General features: G+C 71.8%; 18 protein-coding genes. 9 read left to right on the top strand and 9 right to left on the bottom strand.

Going from position 1 to position 13,768, the window contains the following annotated elements; all coding sequences use genetic code 11:
* Nucleotides 1–63 precede the first annotated feature (63 nt).
* On the bottom strand, nt 64–747 hold the full coding sequence (locus K1T35_RS05690; protein ID WP_220259124.1) for a hypothetical protein: 684 nt from the start codon (nt 745–747) through the stop codon (nt 64–66).
* A 528-nt stretch (nt 748–1,275) separates the two neighbouring features.
* Here K1T35_RS05690 and K1T35_RS05695 point away from each other — a divergent pair.
* A complete protein-coding gene (locus K1T35_RS05695) occupies nt 1,276–2,253 on the top strand; it encodes a DMT family transporter (protein WP_255621613.1) in 978 nt (325 codons plus the stop codon).
* Here the strand turns inward: K1T35_RS05695 and K1T35_RS05700 are convergent.
* The 3 genes from K1T35_RS05700 to corA all read right to left on the bottom strand — a co-directional run bounded on the left by K1T35_RS05700 (nt 2,229) and on the right by corA (nt 4,743).
* A complete protein-coding gene (locus K1T35_RS05700) occupies nt 2,229–3,146 on the bottom strand; it encodes a DUF5914 domain-containing protein (protein ID WP_220262416.1) in 918 nt (305 codons plus the stop codon). The genes K1T35_RS05695 and K1T35_RS05700 overlap by 25 nt on opposite strands.
* Before the next feature lie 210 nt (nt 3,147–3,356).
* A complete protein-coding gene (locus K1T35_RS05705) occupies nt 3,357–3,614 on the bottom strand; it encodes a DUF2283 domain-containing protein (protein ID WP_220259125.1) in 258 nt (85 codons plus the stop codon).
* Between the two features lie 64 nt (nt 3,615–3,678).
* On the bottom strand, nt 3,679–4,743 hold the full coding sequence (corA, locus tag K1T35_RS05710) for a magnesium/cobalt transporter CorA (RefSeq protein WP_255622530.1): 1,065 nt from the start codon (nt 4,741–4,743) through the stop codon (nt 3,679–3,681).
* A gap of 291 nt (nt 4,744–5,034) precedes the next feature.
* Here corA and K1T35_RS05715 point away from each other — a divergent pair, with 291 nt between their 5' ends.
* Entirely contained in the window at nt 5,035–5,538 is a 504-nt protein-coding gene (locus K1T35_RS05715) for a MaoC family dehydratase (RefSeq protein WP_220262417.1), read from the top strand.
* Between the two features lie 7 nt (nt 5,539–5,545).
* Here the strand turns inward: K1T35_RS05715 and K1T35_RS05720 are convergent, their stop codons facing one another.
* On the bottom strand, nt 5,546–5,917 hold the full coding sequence (locus K1T35_RS05720) for a DUF4267 domain-containing protein (protein ID WP_220259127.1): 372 nt from the start codon (nt 5,915–5,917) through the stop codon (nt 5,546–5,548).
* Nucleotides 5,918–6,003: 86 nt separating this feature from the next.
* Here K1T35_RS05720 and K1T35_RS05725 point away from each other — a divergent pair, with 86 nt between their 5' ends.
* Nucleotides 6,004–6,585 (top strand): TetR/AcrR family transcriptional regulator, encoded by a 582-nt coding sequence (locus K1T35_RS05725; protein WP_220259128.1) that lies wholly within the window; start codon nt 6,004–6,006, stop codon nt 6,583–6,585.
* 4 nt (nt 6,586–6,589) lie between these two features.
* Here K1T35_RS05725 and K1T35_RS05730 read toward each other — a convergent pair whose 3' ends face one another.
* Nucleotides 6,590–6,952, bottom strand: a complete 363-nt coding sequence (locus K1T35_RS05730) for a helix-turn-helix domain-containing protein (protein ID WP_220259129.1) — start codon at nt 6,950–6,952, stop codon at nt 6,590–6,592.
* A gap of 144 nt (nt 6,953–7,096) precedes the next feature.
* Between K1T35_RS05730 and K1T35_RS05735 the strand changes: the two genes are divergently transcribed.
* Complete coding sequence (locus K1T35_RS05735) at nt 7,097–8,251, top strand: MFS transporter (RefSeq protein ID WP_255621614.1); 1,155 nt, start codon at nt 7,097–7,099, stop codon at nt 8,249–8,251.
* 46 nt (nt 8,252–8,297) lie between these two features.
* On the opposite strand, the gene K1T35_RS05740 is transcribed toward K1T35_RS05735, so the two are convergent.
* A complete protein-coding gene (locus K1T35_RS05740) occupies nt 8,298–8,693 on the bottom strand; it encodes an NUDIX domain-containing protein (RefSeq protein ID WP_220259131.1) in 396 nt (131 codons plus the stop codon).
* A 102-nt stretch (nt 8,694–8,795) separates the two neighbouring features.
* Between K1T35_RS05740 and K1T35_RS05745 the strand changes: the two genes are divergently transcribed.
* From K1T35_RS05745 to K1T35_RS05765, 5 genes are all read left to right on the top strand, one after another.
* The gene (locus tag K1T35_RS05745; RefSeq protein ID WP_220263325.1) at nt 8,796–8,954 is read left to right on the top strand and encodes a hypothetical protein; all 159 of its coding nucleotides are present in this window, start codon (nt 8,796–8,798) and stop codon (nt 8,952–8,954) included.
* 4 nt (nt 8,955–8,958) lie between these two features.
* Nucleotides 8,959–9,495, top strand: a complete 537-nt coding sequence (locus tag K1T35_RS05750; protein WP_220259132.1) for a PH domain-containing protein — start codon at nt 8,959–8,961, stop codon at nt 9,493–9,495.
* Between the two features lie 196 nt (nt 9,496–9,691).
* The gene (locus K1T35_RS05755; protein WP_220259133.1) at nt 9,692–10,567 is read left to right on the top strand and encodes a PHP domain-containing protein; all 876 of its coding nucleotides are present in this window, start codon (nt 9,692–9,694) and stop codon (nt 10,565–10,567) included.
* 17 nt (nt 10,568–10,584) lie between these two features.
* Nucleotides 10,585–11,421: a PD-(D/E)XK nuclease family protein gene (locus tag K1T35_RS05760; RefSeq protein WP_220259134.1), complete on the top strand. Its 837-nt coding sequence runs from the start codon at nt 10,585–10,587 to the stop codon at nt 11,419–11,421.
* A complete protein-coding gene (locus tag K1T35_RS05765) occupies nt 11,400–11,714 on the top strand; it encodes a hypothetical protein (protein ID WP_220259135.1) in 315 nt (104 codons plus the stop codon). Before K1T35_RS05760 ends, K1T35_RS05765 begins: the two co-directional genes overlap by 22 nt.
* Here the strand turns inward: K1T35_RS05765 and K1T35_RS05770 are convergent.
* Entirely contained in the window at nt 11,677–12,480 is an 804-nt protein-coding gene (locus K1T35_RS05770; RefSeq protein ID WP_220259136.1) for an oxygenase MpaB family protein, read from the bottom strand. The genes K1T35_RS05765 and K1T35_RS05770 overlap by 38 nt on opposite strands.
* A 32-nt stretch (nt 12,481–12,512) precedes the next feature.
* The gene (locus tag K1T35_RS05775; RefSeq protein WP_220259137.1) at nt 12,513–13,748 is read right to left on the bottom strand and encodes a hypothetical protein; all 1,236 of its coding nucleotides are present in this window, start codon (nt 13,746–13,748) and stop codon (nt 12,513–12,515) included.
* Between the last annotated feature and the right edge of the window lie 20 nt (nt 13,749–13,768).

The raw sequence follows: 13,768 nt of genomic DNA on the forward strand, positions 1-13,768 counted from the left end.
CCGCGCACCCGGCCCGGCTCGGCCGGGCTCGTGATCGGAGCGTTTCGCTGCCGCGATGGGCCGTCAGAACGTGAGCACCGACCACAGCGTGTAGGTCACGCCGGCAATGGCGCCGAGAACGATCAGGGCACGCATCAGTTCGACCGCGCGCACCGTGACTCCGGCGCGGACGATCGAGACGATCTTCGCAACGACGACGACCGACCCGAGCACGACGAACACGCTGCCGACGACCGCCACAGCGCCACGCAGACCGATCGCCTCCGCCATCGCGAGGCTGATCGGAGCCGCCAGAATGCCCGTGATCATGGCGGGAGTCACCCACCACCGGTGCAGCGAGTGCTGGTGGGCCGCCTCGGTCTCCAGCCGTCGCTGAACCGTGACCTGCGCCGGGGTCGGCGGCACCGTGGCCGGCGGCCGCCACGCCGCGCCGCGCCGCGCGGTCCACCATGCGGCGATCGTCCTGACCTGGGTGTGGCGATCGGGCGCCGAGTTCACGATGAGCCACGTGCCGTCGACGAGAACCGCGATGCCGGCGTCGGCCGCGATCGCCTCGATCGACGCCCATGGCACGGATCTGGAGCCGAACGCGTCGTCGAGGCGAAGGTGGTCAGCGGTGAGCGTTGTGCCGGCGCGCACCACCCACATCACCACGAAGACGACGACGAGCGCGATCACGACCATGATCACGACGTTGATCCACGTGGCGAGCGCCATTTCATCCAGCGCGACCAGAGCGCCTGTCACGGTGGATCCCGCTGCCAGCAGCGCCGCCACCGTCGTCCCCCCGCTCGTCGCTCTGAAGCGGACCGGCTCGCGGGCATTCAGCATCATCGTCCCCCCAAAGATGGTCACCCTGTACCGGACATCTCAGTCCCCGGCCACGCGGCTGGACGGATGGATCGGGGCGCCCCACTCGCAGAGTTCGAGGTCGACGGTGGTGACGTGGCCGGTACTGGCATCGAGCGCCCGGCATTCGATACCTGTGACGAGGATCGACCAAGGCCGTCCTCCACCCCGTGAATGTCCGAAGTCGCGTGCACGGTCGGTGATCAGTCTGTCGCACCGCAGGTCGGTTCGTCACCTGTTCGGTGAATCGCGCTGTCGGTGCGCGATAGGGTGGGCCCGTGCACCGGATGTACCCGATCACCCCGCCGCCCCGCTCCTAGCGGGGCCATTCACGTCGCCGCCCGTCAACCGGGCGGATCCTCTCGGGCTTGATCGGCCCCGCTTCAGCGACCCCCTTCCTTCTTCGTCGCAGGAGCGCGTGCACCCGTGTCCACTGTTCGTACCGCCCCGTCCTCCGGGGTGTCCTTCCTCGTCCTCGCCGGGATCCTCTGGGGAACCGGCGGCCTGTTCGGCCGCATGCTCGGCGATGCCACCGGCCTTTCCTCGCTCGCCGTCGCGACCTACCGGCTCGCGGTCGGCGGCCTGCTCCTCGTCGGGTATCTCCTGGTCACGGGCGCGCGGTTGCCGCGCTCCCGGGCCGCGTGGGCCCGCATCGCCGCCGTCGCAGCGCTGGCGGCGCTGTTCCAGGTCTCCTACTTCACGGCGGTGTGGTTCACGTCGGTGAGCGTGGCTACGCTGGTGACCATCGGGTCGTCGCCGGTGCTCGTGCTCCTCGCTGGGACTCGCTGGCGCTCGGCCCGCGCTTCGCGCAGGCGCTGTGTCGATGATTCGCCCGCTGACGCTCGCTCACTGGCGCGGCCGCGCGGCGCCGACCGGCCCGGGTTCGTCGCCGTCGGGCTGGCCCTCTGCGGTCTCCTGCTGCTGATCGGCGTCCCGACCGACGCCGGCCCGTCGACGGCGGCGGTGCTCGCCGGCGCCGCGTGCGCCCTCGTCGCGGCCTCCGGCTTCACCGCGGTGTCGCTGCTGGGCGCCCGGCCCGTCCCCGGCCTGGACGCCACGGCGACCGCCGGTCTCGGGTTCACGCTCGGCGGCGCGCTGCTGGTTCCGCTCGCCTTGACCACGTCCGGGCTCACCTTCGCGCCGACCCCGGTCGCGATCGGCCTGCTCGTCGCGTTCGGGCTACTGCCGACCGCCGTCGCCTACACCTGCTATTTCCGCGGGCTGCGCAGCGCCGCTGCCGGGGTGGGCGTGCTGATGGCGCTGCTCGAGCCCGTGACGTCGGCGGTGCTGTCGGCCGTGCTGCTCGGCGACCGGCTGGGGGTGTCCGGGATCGCGGGCGGGCTGCTGCTCTGCGCCGCCCTGGTCCTGACCGCAAGGGGTCAGGGGCGGACGCGCAGCTCGTAGCGTCGCTCGGCGTAGGCGATGTCGTCGCGCCACAGCCGCCGGGCGGCCGCGCCCATCAGCGGTCGCAGGGCCGCGGCGACGCGCCGTGCGTGAACGAAGCCCGGACGGTCGGAGTGGGCGACGACCGCCTCGATGACGGCGGTGCGGGGCAGGCCGTCCGGGCCAGGGCGCAACGGGGTGGCGTGCGTCTCGACCACCGATCCGGCACCCTCGCCGTCGACGATCCGCATCGTCACCGTCCGCGCGTCGGGACAGGTGAACTCGGCGTGGACCGGAACACCCAGACGCCGTCCCACCGTGAACGTCACCTCGACGAGAAAACGGTCCTCGGGCGGAGGGCAATCGGGCGGTGGTGCGCTGAGCACCCGCAGCGCGGTGAACGAGTAGGGGTGGAACCAGGCGCCGTGCCACGGGTCGAGCCGGTTGGCGATCACGTCCTCCGGCTCGCACCGGCCGATCACGGTGGCGACGGCAGGGACGCCGCGGTCTGCCGGCGGCCGCGGCCCGAGGACCGGCGTCGCACCCGGGTTGGTGCCGGGCTCGTCGAGCCGCACCCAGGCCAACACCCCGTCGTCGTATGCCGGGAAGGGGCGCCATCCGGGCCTGCCGTCCGCGCCGAGCGCGAGCCCGTGCCACCGGCACACGAGCCGCCCGTCGTGCACCGGCGCATCGCAGAGCGCGGCCCCGAGATGCGGGCAGGCACCGGGGCCGACGTTCAGGGCGCCGGCCCCGTCCCGCCACGCGACGAGCTCGCGGCCTGCGACGACCCGACCGAACGCCCGTCCCGCACGGACCTCCCGGCTCGCGGCGATCACGTACCAGCCGCCCGTCGGGCGGTCCAGCGCGCGGCGCAAGGCAGCGCGGATGAGCCGCGGCTTGGCGTCGGCCCACATCGGTTGCTGGTCGGCCCACCGTGGGCGGCGCAGGAGCCGGAGCGGGTTGAGCGAACGGTGTCCGTTCACGTCGCGAGGTTAGCTACTTCGCGCTGGAACGGACGAGCCTGCTCGATCGAAGGGCACAGGCGACGACGGCTGATCGATCTCCGTGGACGTGCCGCGCTGGACATACGGCTCGCCCTCGACGGTATGGACGAGTGACCCGGATCACTCATCAGAACGATCGCTGCCCTGACCCTTGCGGGTCAGACCGGGCAGCATTCTTCGCGCTCCGATGAGCTCAATTCCCAAGAGTTCGCCATCGCCGGACAGGTCGATCGTCCCATAGAGCTGTTGGGTGCGGTCGATGATGGGGATGGTCTTGCCTACTCCACGAGAACTGGAATTGCCTGTCAGTGAAAGATAGGCAACGTCAACCTCCTCATCCCAGGCGACGCGCAAAACGACCTGGTGTGGTTGCTCCATGTCATCCATGGTACGAGGGCTGGGACTTGATAGAAGGCGCGGTGGTCCTCACCGCGACCCGCGGTCAGAGCCACTCGTTGCGGCGGAACACCCTGAACAGCGAGAGACAGGTGACGATGATCACGAGCCATACCATCGGATACCCGAACGTCCAGTGCAGTTCCGGGATGTAGTCGAAGTTCATCCCGTATATCCCGGCGATCATGGTGGGTACCGAGATGATCGCGACGTACGCGGTGATCTTGCGCATGTCGGTGTTCTGCCGAAGGGTGATCTTGGCGAGCGCGGCGTCGATCAGCGTGGTGAGCAGCTCGTTGAACCCCGCGATCCGCTCCGTGACGGTCACGAGGTGGTCGTCGACGTCCCGGAAGTACGACCGCACGTCGTGCGGCACGAGCGAGCTGTAGCCCTCTGTGAGCTTGCGCACCGGAGCCCCGAGCGGCACCACGGCGCGCCGCAGCTCCAGTACCTCGCGCTTGAGGACGTAGATCTGCTCGGAGTCGACGGTGGAGCGCGGGGCGAAGACCCGGGTCTCCATCTCCTCGATGTCGTCCTCGATGGCGGCGGTGACCTCGAGGTAGCTGTCGACGACGTGGTCGGAGATGGCGTGCAGCACGGCCGCGGGGCCGAGCGCGAGCTGCTCGGGGTCGCTCTCGAGGGCGCGGCGGACGTCACGCAGCGAGGAGTGGTCGCCGTGCCGGACGGTGATGACGAAGTCCGGGCCGAGGAACACCATCACCTCGCCGGTCTCGACGATCTCGTGCTCGGCGCCGTCCGCAGGCCGCCCGCGGTAGCAGACGGTCTTGAGCACCATGAACAGCATGTCGTCGTAGCGCTCCAGCTTGGGGCGCTGGTGGGCGTGCACGGCGTCCTCGACGGCCAGCTCGTGCAGCCCGAACACGTCGGCGATGCCGGTGATCTGCTCCTCGTCGGGCTCGTGCAGGCCGATCCAGACGAAGGCCTCGTCGTCGCGCTCGCGGACCTCGGCGAGGGCGCGCTCGTGCGTCCAGCGCCCTGGCAGGCGCTTGCCGCCGGCGTAGACAGCGCAGTCGACGACGTAGGCCGAGATCGGGACGCGCAGCTTGGTCGACAGCACGGTCTCCCGGCGTACCTGGCGGTTGGCGCGGATGGTCGTGGGCCGGAGTGCGGACAGGGGCGGCACGGCGTACCTCCGAAAGATCGATCGGGACGCGCCGAGCAGGGCTCGTGGCGCGCGCGTGGAGATCGCGTCCCGACCGGGGAGACCGTCAGCCAGTCACCGTGTCGGGAACGCGGCGACTACTGCATCCGGGTGCCGTCGGCACCGCGCTCACCTCCTCACCGGTGTGTGCAGGGCCATGTCCGCGCAAGGCGGACAGGGCCGGTCCACGGGCTAGATTACCCCCACCTGTCCTGGTCATCGGCGATGGAGGCGGCAGCGTTGCAGTTCGGCCGGTATTACGAGGAGTTCGACGTCGGCGCGGTCTACAAGCACTGGCCGGGCAAAACGGTCACCGAGTACGACGACCACCTCTTCTGTCTCCTCACGATGAACCACCACCCCCTGCACATGGACGCGCACTACGCGGGTGAGACCACCGATTTCGGGCGCAACGTCGTGGTCGGCAACTACATCTACTCGCTGCTGCTGGGCATGTCCGTGCCGGATGTCTCGGGCAAGGCCATCGCGAACCTCGAGGTCGAGTCGCTCAAGCACGTCAAGCCGACGTTCCACGGAGACACGATCTACGGCGAGACCGAGGTGCTCGACAAGACCGAGTCGCGGTCCAAGGACGACCGCGGGGTCGTGTACGTCGAGACCCGCGGTTACAAGCAGGACGGCACCGTCGTGTGCACGTTCCGGCGCAAGGTGATGGTGCCCAAGCGCTCCTACGGGGATTCCCGTGGTGGGGAGCAGCCTGCGCGGCCCGAACCAAAGCTCTGAGGCACGGTCAGAGGGCGAACAGCAGGGCGGCGCCGACGAGGATGACGACGGCCGTTGCGAAGTGGATCCCGAACGCAACCGCCCTCGTGCCGCCGTTGCGCAGCACGACGATCGTGTCGCCGAGGGGCACGAGGGCGACGACCAGCATGAACCAGGCCTCGGCGACAGGGCCGGCGAACGCCAGCAGGGCGAGGCCGACGAGGCCGTAGCTGCCATCGCGCAGGCCCTTGATCGTGAGGTACGCCGGATCGCCGTCGGCCTTCGCGGGCACGCCGTACCCGGCGGCGGCCGCGCGGGGGACGAGCAGGAACCGCAGCCCGATGAACAGGATCATCAGGTTCAACGCGATGGCGAGCCCGTAGGCGGCGAAGGTCAGCATCTCTACTCCTTTGGCTAGCACTGCTAGGAAGAAGAGCGACACCATCAGGTCGTCGCTAGTGGGTCTAGCGTTGCTAGCATGACGGCATGTCCATCCACACGCGCCGGGAGCGCGAGCGCGCCGACCGGGAGAAGCTGATCGTCACGGCCGCGCGCGAGCTCGCAGAGGCCGAAGGCTGGGACGCGGTGACGACGCGGCGGCTCGCGGAGAAGGTCGAGTACAGCCAGCCGGTGCTCTACAGCCACTTCAACGGCAAGGACGCGATCGTGGCCGCCGTCGCGGTGGAGGGCTTCGCCGAGCTGGCCACGCAGCTACGCGCGGCCCGGGTCGAAGCAGCCGATGCCGAGGCGGCGCTCGCGGCGGTCGGCCGCGCCTACACGGCGTTCGCCGACCGGCGCCCCGCCCTCTACGACGCCATGTTCAGCCAGGCCGTCACCCTGCCGTTCGCCACCCCCGACGCCCCGCCGGCCCTGCACGCGGGGTTCGACGAGCTCGTCACGGCGATCCGCCCGTACGCAGGCGGCGTCGACACGGGCCTGCTGACGGAGACGTTCTGGGCCGCTCTGCACGGTCTGACCACGCTCACCCGCAGCGGCCGCATCCCCGCCGCGCAGCACGACGAGAGGCTCGCCCTGCTCATCGCCCGCTTCACCGGCCGGGAGTCGTAGGGCCTTACAGCGTCTCGGCGCAGACCGCGTCGCCGCGGATCTGCTCCAGCCGGGTCTTGTGCTCGCATCCCCACGCGCCGAGGGGGCGCAGCGCCTCGATGAGGGTGGCGCCGGAGGGCGTGAGCGAGTACTCGACCTTGGGCGGCACGGCGTCGTGCACCTCCCGGTGCACCACCTCGTCGCGTTCGAGCTCCCGCAGGTGCTGGGCGAGGACCTTCTCGCTCACGCCTGCGACCACGCGCCTCAGCTCGCCGAAGCGCTTCGGGCCACCGCCGAGCGCCCACAGGATGAGCACCTTCCACTTGCCGCCGACCACGTCGATGCTCGCGTCGAGCCCGGACACGAACACCTCGCACCTCTGAGGCATGCACGCACCTTCCGGTAAGTGGTTACTCGAATGTGGGTACTTGTTTCTCTCGCATTGCTGAACGACGATTCGTCTGGTCGTATTCCGGGTCCGCTGACGTGCGCAAACCCGGTCGGAAGAATTCTCGGAAAGGTCGAGTCCGTCGTGTCTTTGCCCCTCTTCGCCCTCTTCCTCGTGGTGTTCGGATTCACCACGGGGGAGTTCGTCGTGGCCGGCATCCTGCCGGACGTGGCCGCCGACCTCGGGGTGTCGATCCCCGCCGTCGGCCTGCTCACCACCGCGTACGCGCTCGGGATGATCGTTGGGGGCCCGTTGCTCACGGTGCTGACCGCGCGCACGCCGCGCCGGCCGCTCGTGCTGGGCCTCGTCGCCGTGTCGGTGCTCGGCAACCTCGGTTCCGCCGTGGCGCCGAACCACCTCGTTCTGCTCGTTGCACGGTTCGCCTCTGGTCTCGTGGTGGCCACGTTCTTCGCCGTCGCGATCGCCACCGCGGCGGCCCTCGCACCCGCGGGCCGCCAAGCCTCCGCCGTGGCGCAGGTGACGTTGGGGCTCAACCTCGGGCTCGTGCTCGGCACGCCGCTCGGCACGGTCGTCGGCCAGCAGCTCGGCTGGCGGGCGACGTTCGTCGCGGTCGCCGCGGTCACGCTCGCCGCCGTGCCGCTGGTGCTGCGGTACGTCCCCGCCGCGCCGGGAACAAGCGGCTCAGTACTCGCCGAGCTGCGCGTACTCGCCGACCGTGACGTGCAGCTCGCGATCGCGCTGTCCGCGGTGGGCAACGTCGGCGTCGTCACCGTGTTCACCTACATCGCGCCGCTGCTCATCGAGGTCGGCGGGTTCCCAGCGGGGGCGGTACCGGCCCTGCTGCTGGTGTACGGCGCGGGCGCCGTGGTCGGAAACGTGATCGGCGGCCGGCTGGCCGACCGCGCGCTGTTGCCGTCCATCGCGGGGCTGCTCGCCGCATTGGCCGCCGTCCTGGTCGTGTTCTGGCTGGCCGGTGGCGTGCCGGCGGCAGCGACGGTGCTGACCTTCGCGATCGGGCTGCTCGCCTTCGCGATGATCCCGGGCATGCAGACCCGCGTCGTGGCCACCGCAGCCGCAGCCCCGACGCTGGCCGTCGCCGTGAATGCCTCCGGCTACCAGTTCGCCGCAGCGTTCGCCGGCTGGCTGGGCGGGCGGGTCATCGAAGGGCAGGGGACAGCGGCGATCCCGCTGGTCGGCGGGCTCCTCACGGTGGCGGGCCTCGTGCTCGCGCTCCACCTCGTACGCCGAGACAGACGAGCTGCCGTAACGCCCTCCTAGGCTGCGTCGGCAGGCGTAGCCGGACGCCGGCGCCGTCGTCCGGGTGCTATCGGGGCAGGGCGTCCCACTCCCGCAGGGTCTCCAGCAACAGCGGCACGAGCGGGAGCTCGAGCAGCGAGGTGGCGTCGCACCAGCGGGCGTCGAGCGCGTCGTCGCCTGCGCGCAGGGATCCGCCGACCACGCGGCACCGGTAGTCCGCGATCTCGTACGTACCACGGTGCACTCGGCCGACAAGATCACCCGGTAGGACTAGAAGGCCGGTCTCCTCTACCATCTCTCGGACCAGTGCCGCTGCGTCGTCCTCGCCCGGCTCGACGCGGCCACCCGGGAGCGACCACAGCCCTTGACCAGGGTCGTTGGCGCGCTGGACGAGCAGCAGCCGCCCCGCATCGTCGTAGGCGAGTCCCCCCACACAGGGGACGAAGCCCTCACCCAATGTCATCAACCGTGAGCATACGGCCCCGCGCGCCGGATACCCTGGACACGGTCGGTGCGGTAGAAATCAAGTGCAGTGGTCTCCATCCAGTCCAGAACGGTGGTTGTGGTGAACGTCAAGAAGATCGTCGGGTTGCTCGCGATCGCGCTGCTCCTCTTCTTCGTCTTCACTCAGCCGGACAGCGCGGCCGGGTCCGTCACGAGCATCGGCACCACGCTCAGGGACGGCGCGGAGTCCGTCATCCGCTTCGTCACCCAGCTCGTCTAGGCCGATGCTCGCGCCCCGCGAGATCGACGAGTACCTGCTCCCCACGGAGCGCAGGGTGATTCGCGTGCGGCAGCACTGGGCCGTGATGATGAATCACGTCAGCTCCACGTCGCTCTTCCTGCTGGCCTTGGTCATCGGCGAGCGGATGCTGCCCGACAGCGTGCTGATCGACAACATCGCCTGGTACCTCGCGCTGGTGGCGGTGCTGCGGTTCACGGTGCTCACGATCCTCTGGTGGATCGAGCGCATCGTCATCACCGACAAGCGGGTGATGCTGGCGCAAGGCATCATCACCCACAACGTCGGCATGATGCCGCTGGGTAAGGTCACCGACCTCACATTCCAGCGCACGCTCGGCGGCCGCATGTTCGGCTACGGCACCATCGTCGTGGAGTCGGCCGGTCAGATCCAGGCGCTCAACAGGATCGACTACCTGCCACGCCCCGAGGAGATCTACGAGGCGTTGTCCGAGCTCGTGTTCGGGGAGAAGGGCAAGACGCGCGCCACCGGCATGCTCGCCCGGCCGCGCTGGCGCCGCTGACCTCGCCGAATCAAGCGGCCCCCACCGGGAGTCCGGCACATATCTCGACGGCCCAGCTTCCCGCTGGGCGCACCGGCGTACCGGCCGAGTACGCCCGGTACGAGGCCGGTCCGCCGGCGCACCCAGCAGAAACCTGGATCCGCCGATACACGCACCGGACTCCCGGTGGGGGCCGCTAGCCGGGATAGCCTCAGGCGTGCCCCGCCGCCCCCGAATCGACCTGCACACCCACTCCACCGCGTCCGACGGCACCGACCGCCCGGCCGAACTCGTCGCCGCCGCGGCGGCCGTCGGCGTCGACGTGCTGGCGATCACCGATCATGACACGACGGCGGGGTGGGCGGAGGCCGCGGCGGCGCTGCCCTCGGGCATGCGGCTGCTGCGCGGCGCCGAGTTCTCGTGCGTGAGCCCCACCGGCCGCGCCGACCGGCCCGTGGCGGTGCACCTGCTCGGTTACCAGTTCGACCCGGAACACCCGGTGATCGCGGCCGAGCAGGCGCGGCTGCGGGCCGAGCGCGTGCAGCGGTTGCGGCGGATGACCGAGAAGATGGCCGCCGACGGCTACCCGGTCGACCCCGACACGGTGTTCGCGCTCCTGCCGCGGGGTGCGAGCGCCGGTCGGCCGCACCTCGCCCGGGCGCTCGTGGCGGCGGGCGTGGTCGGCTCGGTCAACGAGGCCTTCGCGGAGCTCCTCTACAACGGCAGCCCCTACTTCGTGCCGAAGACGGACACGCCCGTACGGGACGCCATCGACATGGTGCGTGCCGCGGGTGGGTTCACGGTGTTCGCGCACCCGCTGGCCCGCAGGCGAGGGCGGGTCGTGGAGCCGTCGGTCATCGCCGAGCTGGCGACCGCCGGGCTCGCGGGCGTCGAGGTCGACCACCCCGACCACGCTCCCGAGGACCGCGCGCTGCTGCGGCGGCTCGCCGCCGACGCGGGGCTCGTCGCCACCGGGTCCAGCGACTACCACGGCACCAACAAGACCACCCCGATCGCGCTCGAGACCACCGCCCCCGAAGCGCTGGAGCAGCTGCTCGACACCACTACCGGTGTCGAGGTGCTCACCGGTTGAGTACTACCGTCGCGGGTGTGGACGGTGCGCAGCTCGGGTTCGACTTCGCCACCACCCGGCTGGTGCGGGTCACGCCGTCCAAGCTCGGTACGTGGGACGACTGCCCGCGCCGGTACCGGATGACCTACCTGGACCGTCCGGCGCCGTCGCGCGGCGGCGCCCGGGCGGCCAGCACGCTCGGCGCGGTGGTGCACCTGGCCCTGCGGGCGTTCTTCGACCTCCCGCTCGCGGAGCGCACCCCGCGGGCCGCGGCCCGGCTCGTCGACCGGTACTGGAGCAGCGAGGGGTTCCGCGACGTCGACCAGGCCGCCGGGTACCGCGAGCGGGCCCGTGGCTGGCTGGCCGAGTACGTCTCCGAGCTGGACCCGGACGCCGAGCCGGTTGCTCTCGAGCGGTGGGTGTCGGCGGCCACCAACCGGATCGTCGCCGAGGGTCGGGTGGACCGGATCGACCGCCGCGGTGCCGAGCTGGTGGTGGTCGACTACAAGACCGGGCGTCGCACCCCCGCGCCCGCCGACGCCTGCGCGTCGCAGGCACTGGCCCTGTACGCCGTCGCCGTCGAGCACACGCTGCGCCGCACGTGCACCCAGGTGGAGCTGCATCACCTGCCCAGCGGCACGGTCGCGGCATGGCGGCACGACGCGGCGTCCCTTCGGGAGCACGTCGCGCGGGCCGAGGCGAGCGCGGCCGAACTCGACACCGCGGCCGAGGACCTCGCGGCGGGTGGTGACCCCGACGTGCTGTTCCCGCCGCGTCCCGCCCGGCGCTGTGGCGGCTGCGACGTGCGCCGGCACTGTCCGGAGGGCCGGGCGGCCGCACCGGAGGAACTGCCGTGGGCCGGTCTCGCGCCCTGAGGCGCGGGCCGTACCGCCGGGGAATCCGCCTGCTGCGCGGGTTCTCGGGGGTGCTGGCGGGCGGGCTCGTTGCGCTGTCGGTGACGCTGCTCGTCGCCGGGATCGTGGGGCAGCAGCGCGACGTGCCGGGCCCGGGCGTGGTCGCGATCGCCGGTCATGCCGTCGCCGCGGTCGTCGCGGTGCTGATGCAGCGCCGTGCCGACCGGGCGGCGGGGTCGGCACGGGCGGCCGGAGCGGCGCTCGGCGTCGTGGCGCTCACCGCGGTGGTTCTGGGCGCCCAGTGGCTCGTCTGAAGGTCAGGAGCGCGGCACGCACGGTCGCGAGTCCCGCGGTGGTGGCGGCGTCGGCGCCGGGCAGGCGCGGGAACCCGTAGAGCTGCTTCGCCCAGTCCGGGAGGAGCCCGACGGCCACGGCGGCCACGACCGTCCACGCCGGCCGGGCAGGTGTGAGGAGCGCGAGCCGCCACGGCAGCGGGGCGAGCAACAGCCGCGCGGCGGCCCGCCGGGCCACCGGGCTCGCCACCAGCTCCGGCCGCACGGCCGCGAAGTAGGCCTCCACGGCGACACGGTCGGCGGGCAGATCGGTGGCGCCCAGCAACTCGCCCGCCCGCACCTGTTCGGCAAGGAACCGGTCCTCCTCGTCCTGGTCGACCAGGCCCAGCCGCCGCACCGCGGCCGCGAACGAGCTGACCTCGCTGACGTGCACCCATCGCAGCAGTTCGGGGTCGTCGGCCGAGTACGCAAGGCCGGTCACCGGGTCGACGCCGTGCACCCGCCGGTGGATCGCCCGCACCCTGGCGATGGCCTTCTCGGCGGTGGCGAGGTCGGCGAACGCGAGCGTCGTGACGTAGCCGGCGGTGCGCTGCAACCGCGGCCAGAAGTCGGCGGGGAACGACGAGTGCTGCTCGACCCCCGCCATCGCCCTCGGGTGCAGGGCCTGCAGGAACAGTGCGCTGATGCCCCCGACGAGGGCAGCCGGGTCACCGATGACGCGCCGGGTGGCGCTGCCCGGCGGGAAGAGCCACTCACTCGTGACGGCGGAGGGCGTTGCGGTGCTCACCCCACCAGGATCACCTGATCGGCCCGGTGGGGCTACGGGTTGGCCGGGCGCAGCGCGACGACCTCGCCGCCCCGCTGCTCCAGCAGCATCTCGCCGAGCGTGGCGAGCCGCACCGGGCCGGGTGGCCGGTCCACCGGGATCGTGCGCAGCTCGGCGCCGTCGGCGCCGAGCGCCCGCAGCCCGCCGGGCACCGGCACGAGCAGCTCGTCGGCGTAGGGGACGGCTGGGCCGAGTGCGTCCGGAGCGGTCCATTGCGGGGTGAGGTCCCGGCCGTCCAGCGCGATCGTCCGCGATCCGGTCCACCACGTGATCCGGTGGTCGAAGGTCGTGGTGGCCACGGCCCCACCCGGCGGATCGGCGAGGTCGGGCTCCGGCACGTCCAGCGGGTTCTCACCCACCTGCTGGCCCGCGTGGTCGTACAGCAGCAGCCGAGGTGGTCCGGGCAGGGCAACCGCGACGCGCTCCGCGGACACCGCGACGATCACCGCTCCCGTACCGGGCAGCGGGACGGAGAAGTCGACCTCCGGCTCCTCCGCCCCCTTCTCCCCGTCGGTGGCCACGAGCGAGAGCCGGTCGCTTCCCTCGCCGGGACAGCGCTCCACCACGCCGAGCCGGTCGGCCCCGATCGCCGTGGACGCGTGGGTGCACTGCGGCCGCGGCTGCGCCTTGCCCTGCACCACGACGGGCACGGCGCCGTACTCGAGCGTCTTGACCAGGTCGCTGCGCATGACCTCCAGGTAGGCGGCGCCGGTGGCGACCACCGACGAGCCGGAGGCGAGTAGCCGGGTGCCCGGGCGCATGTCCGGGTTGCTCGCCGCGGCCCGCGCGCCGGTGTCCGGGCGCAGGGCCGTGAGCTCGCTGCACCACTGGGAACCCTCGGCGTACAGCGCGAGCACGCGGCCCGTGCCTTCGTCGGCGCGGGGGAACCCGGCCGCGACCGTGCACAACGGCCGGTCGCGCTCGTAGCTCCAGCGCTCGTCGCCGGTGAGCGCGTCGCGGCCGACGACGAGATCGCCGTCGCCCGTGACGACGGCCGGGCCGGCCACGACCGGAGCGGTCGTGGCACCGCTCTGTGCGCGCCACACCTCCGTGACGGCCGTGGGAACAGCTGCCGCGGCCGGTGGTGCGGTGATCGGCTCGGCAGCCGGACGGGAGGAGGTGTTGGCGGCGTCGCCCGTGACCCAGAGAACGGCGGTGACGCCGATCAGGACGACCGTGAGCGCCACCGCGGCGACCACGTCGCCCCGGCGCCGCCGCTCCGGCCGCACCCGCGGTGGGCGCGGCCGGT

The organism is Pseudonocardia sp. DSM 110487 (assembly GCF_019468565.1).
Lineage (GTDB): Bacteria > Actinomycetota > Actinomycetes > Mycobacteriales > Pseudonocardiaceae > Pseudonocardia.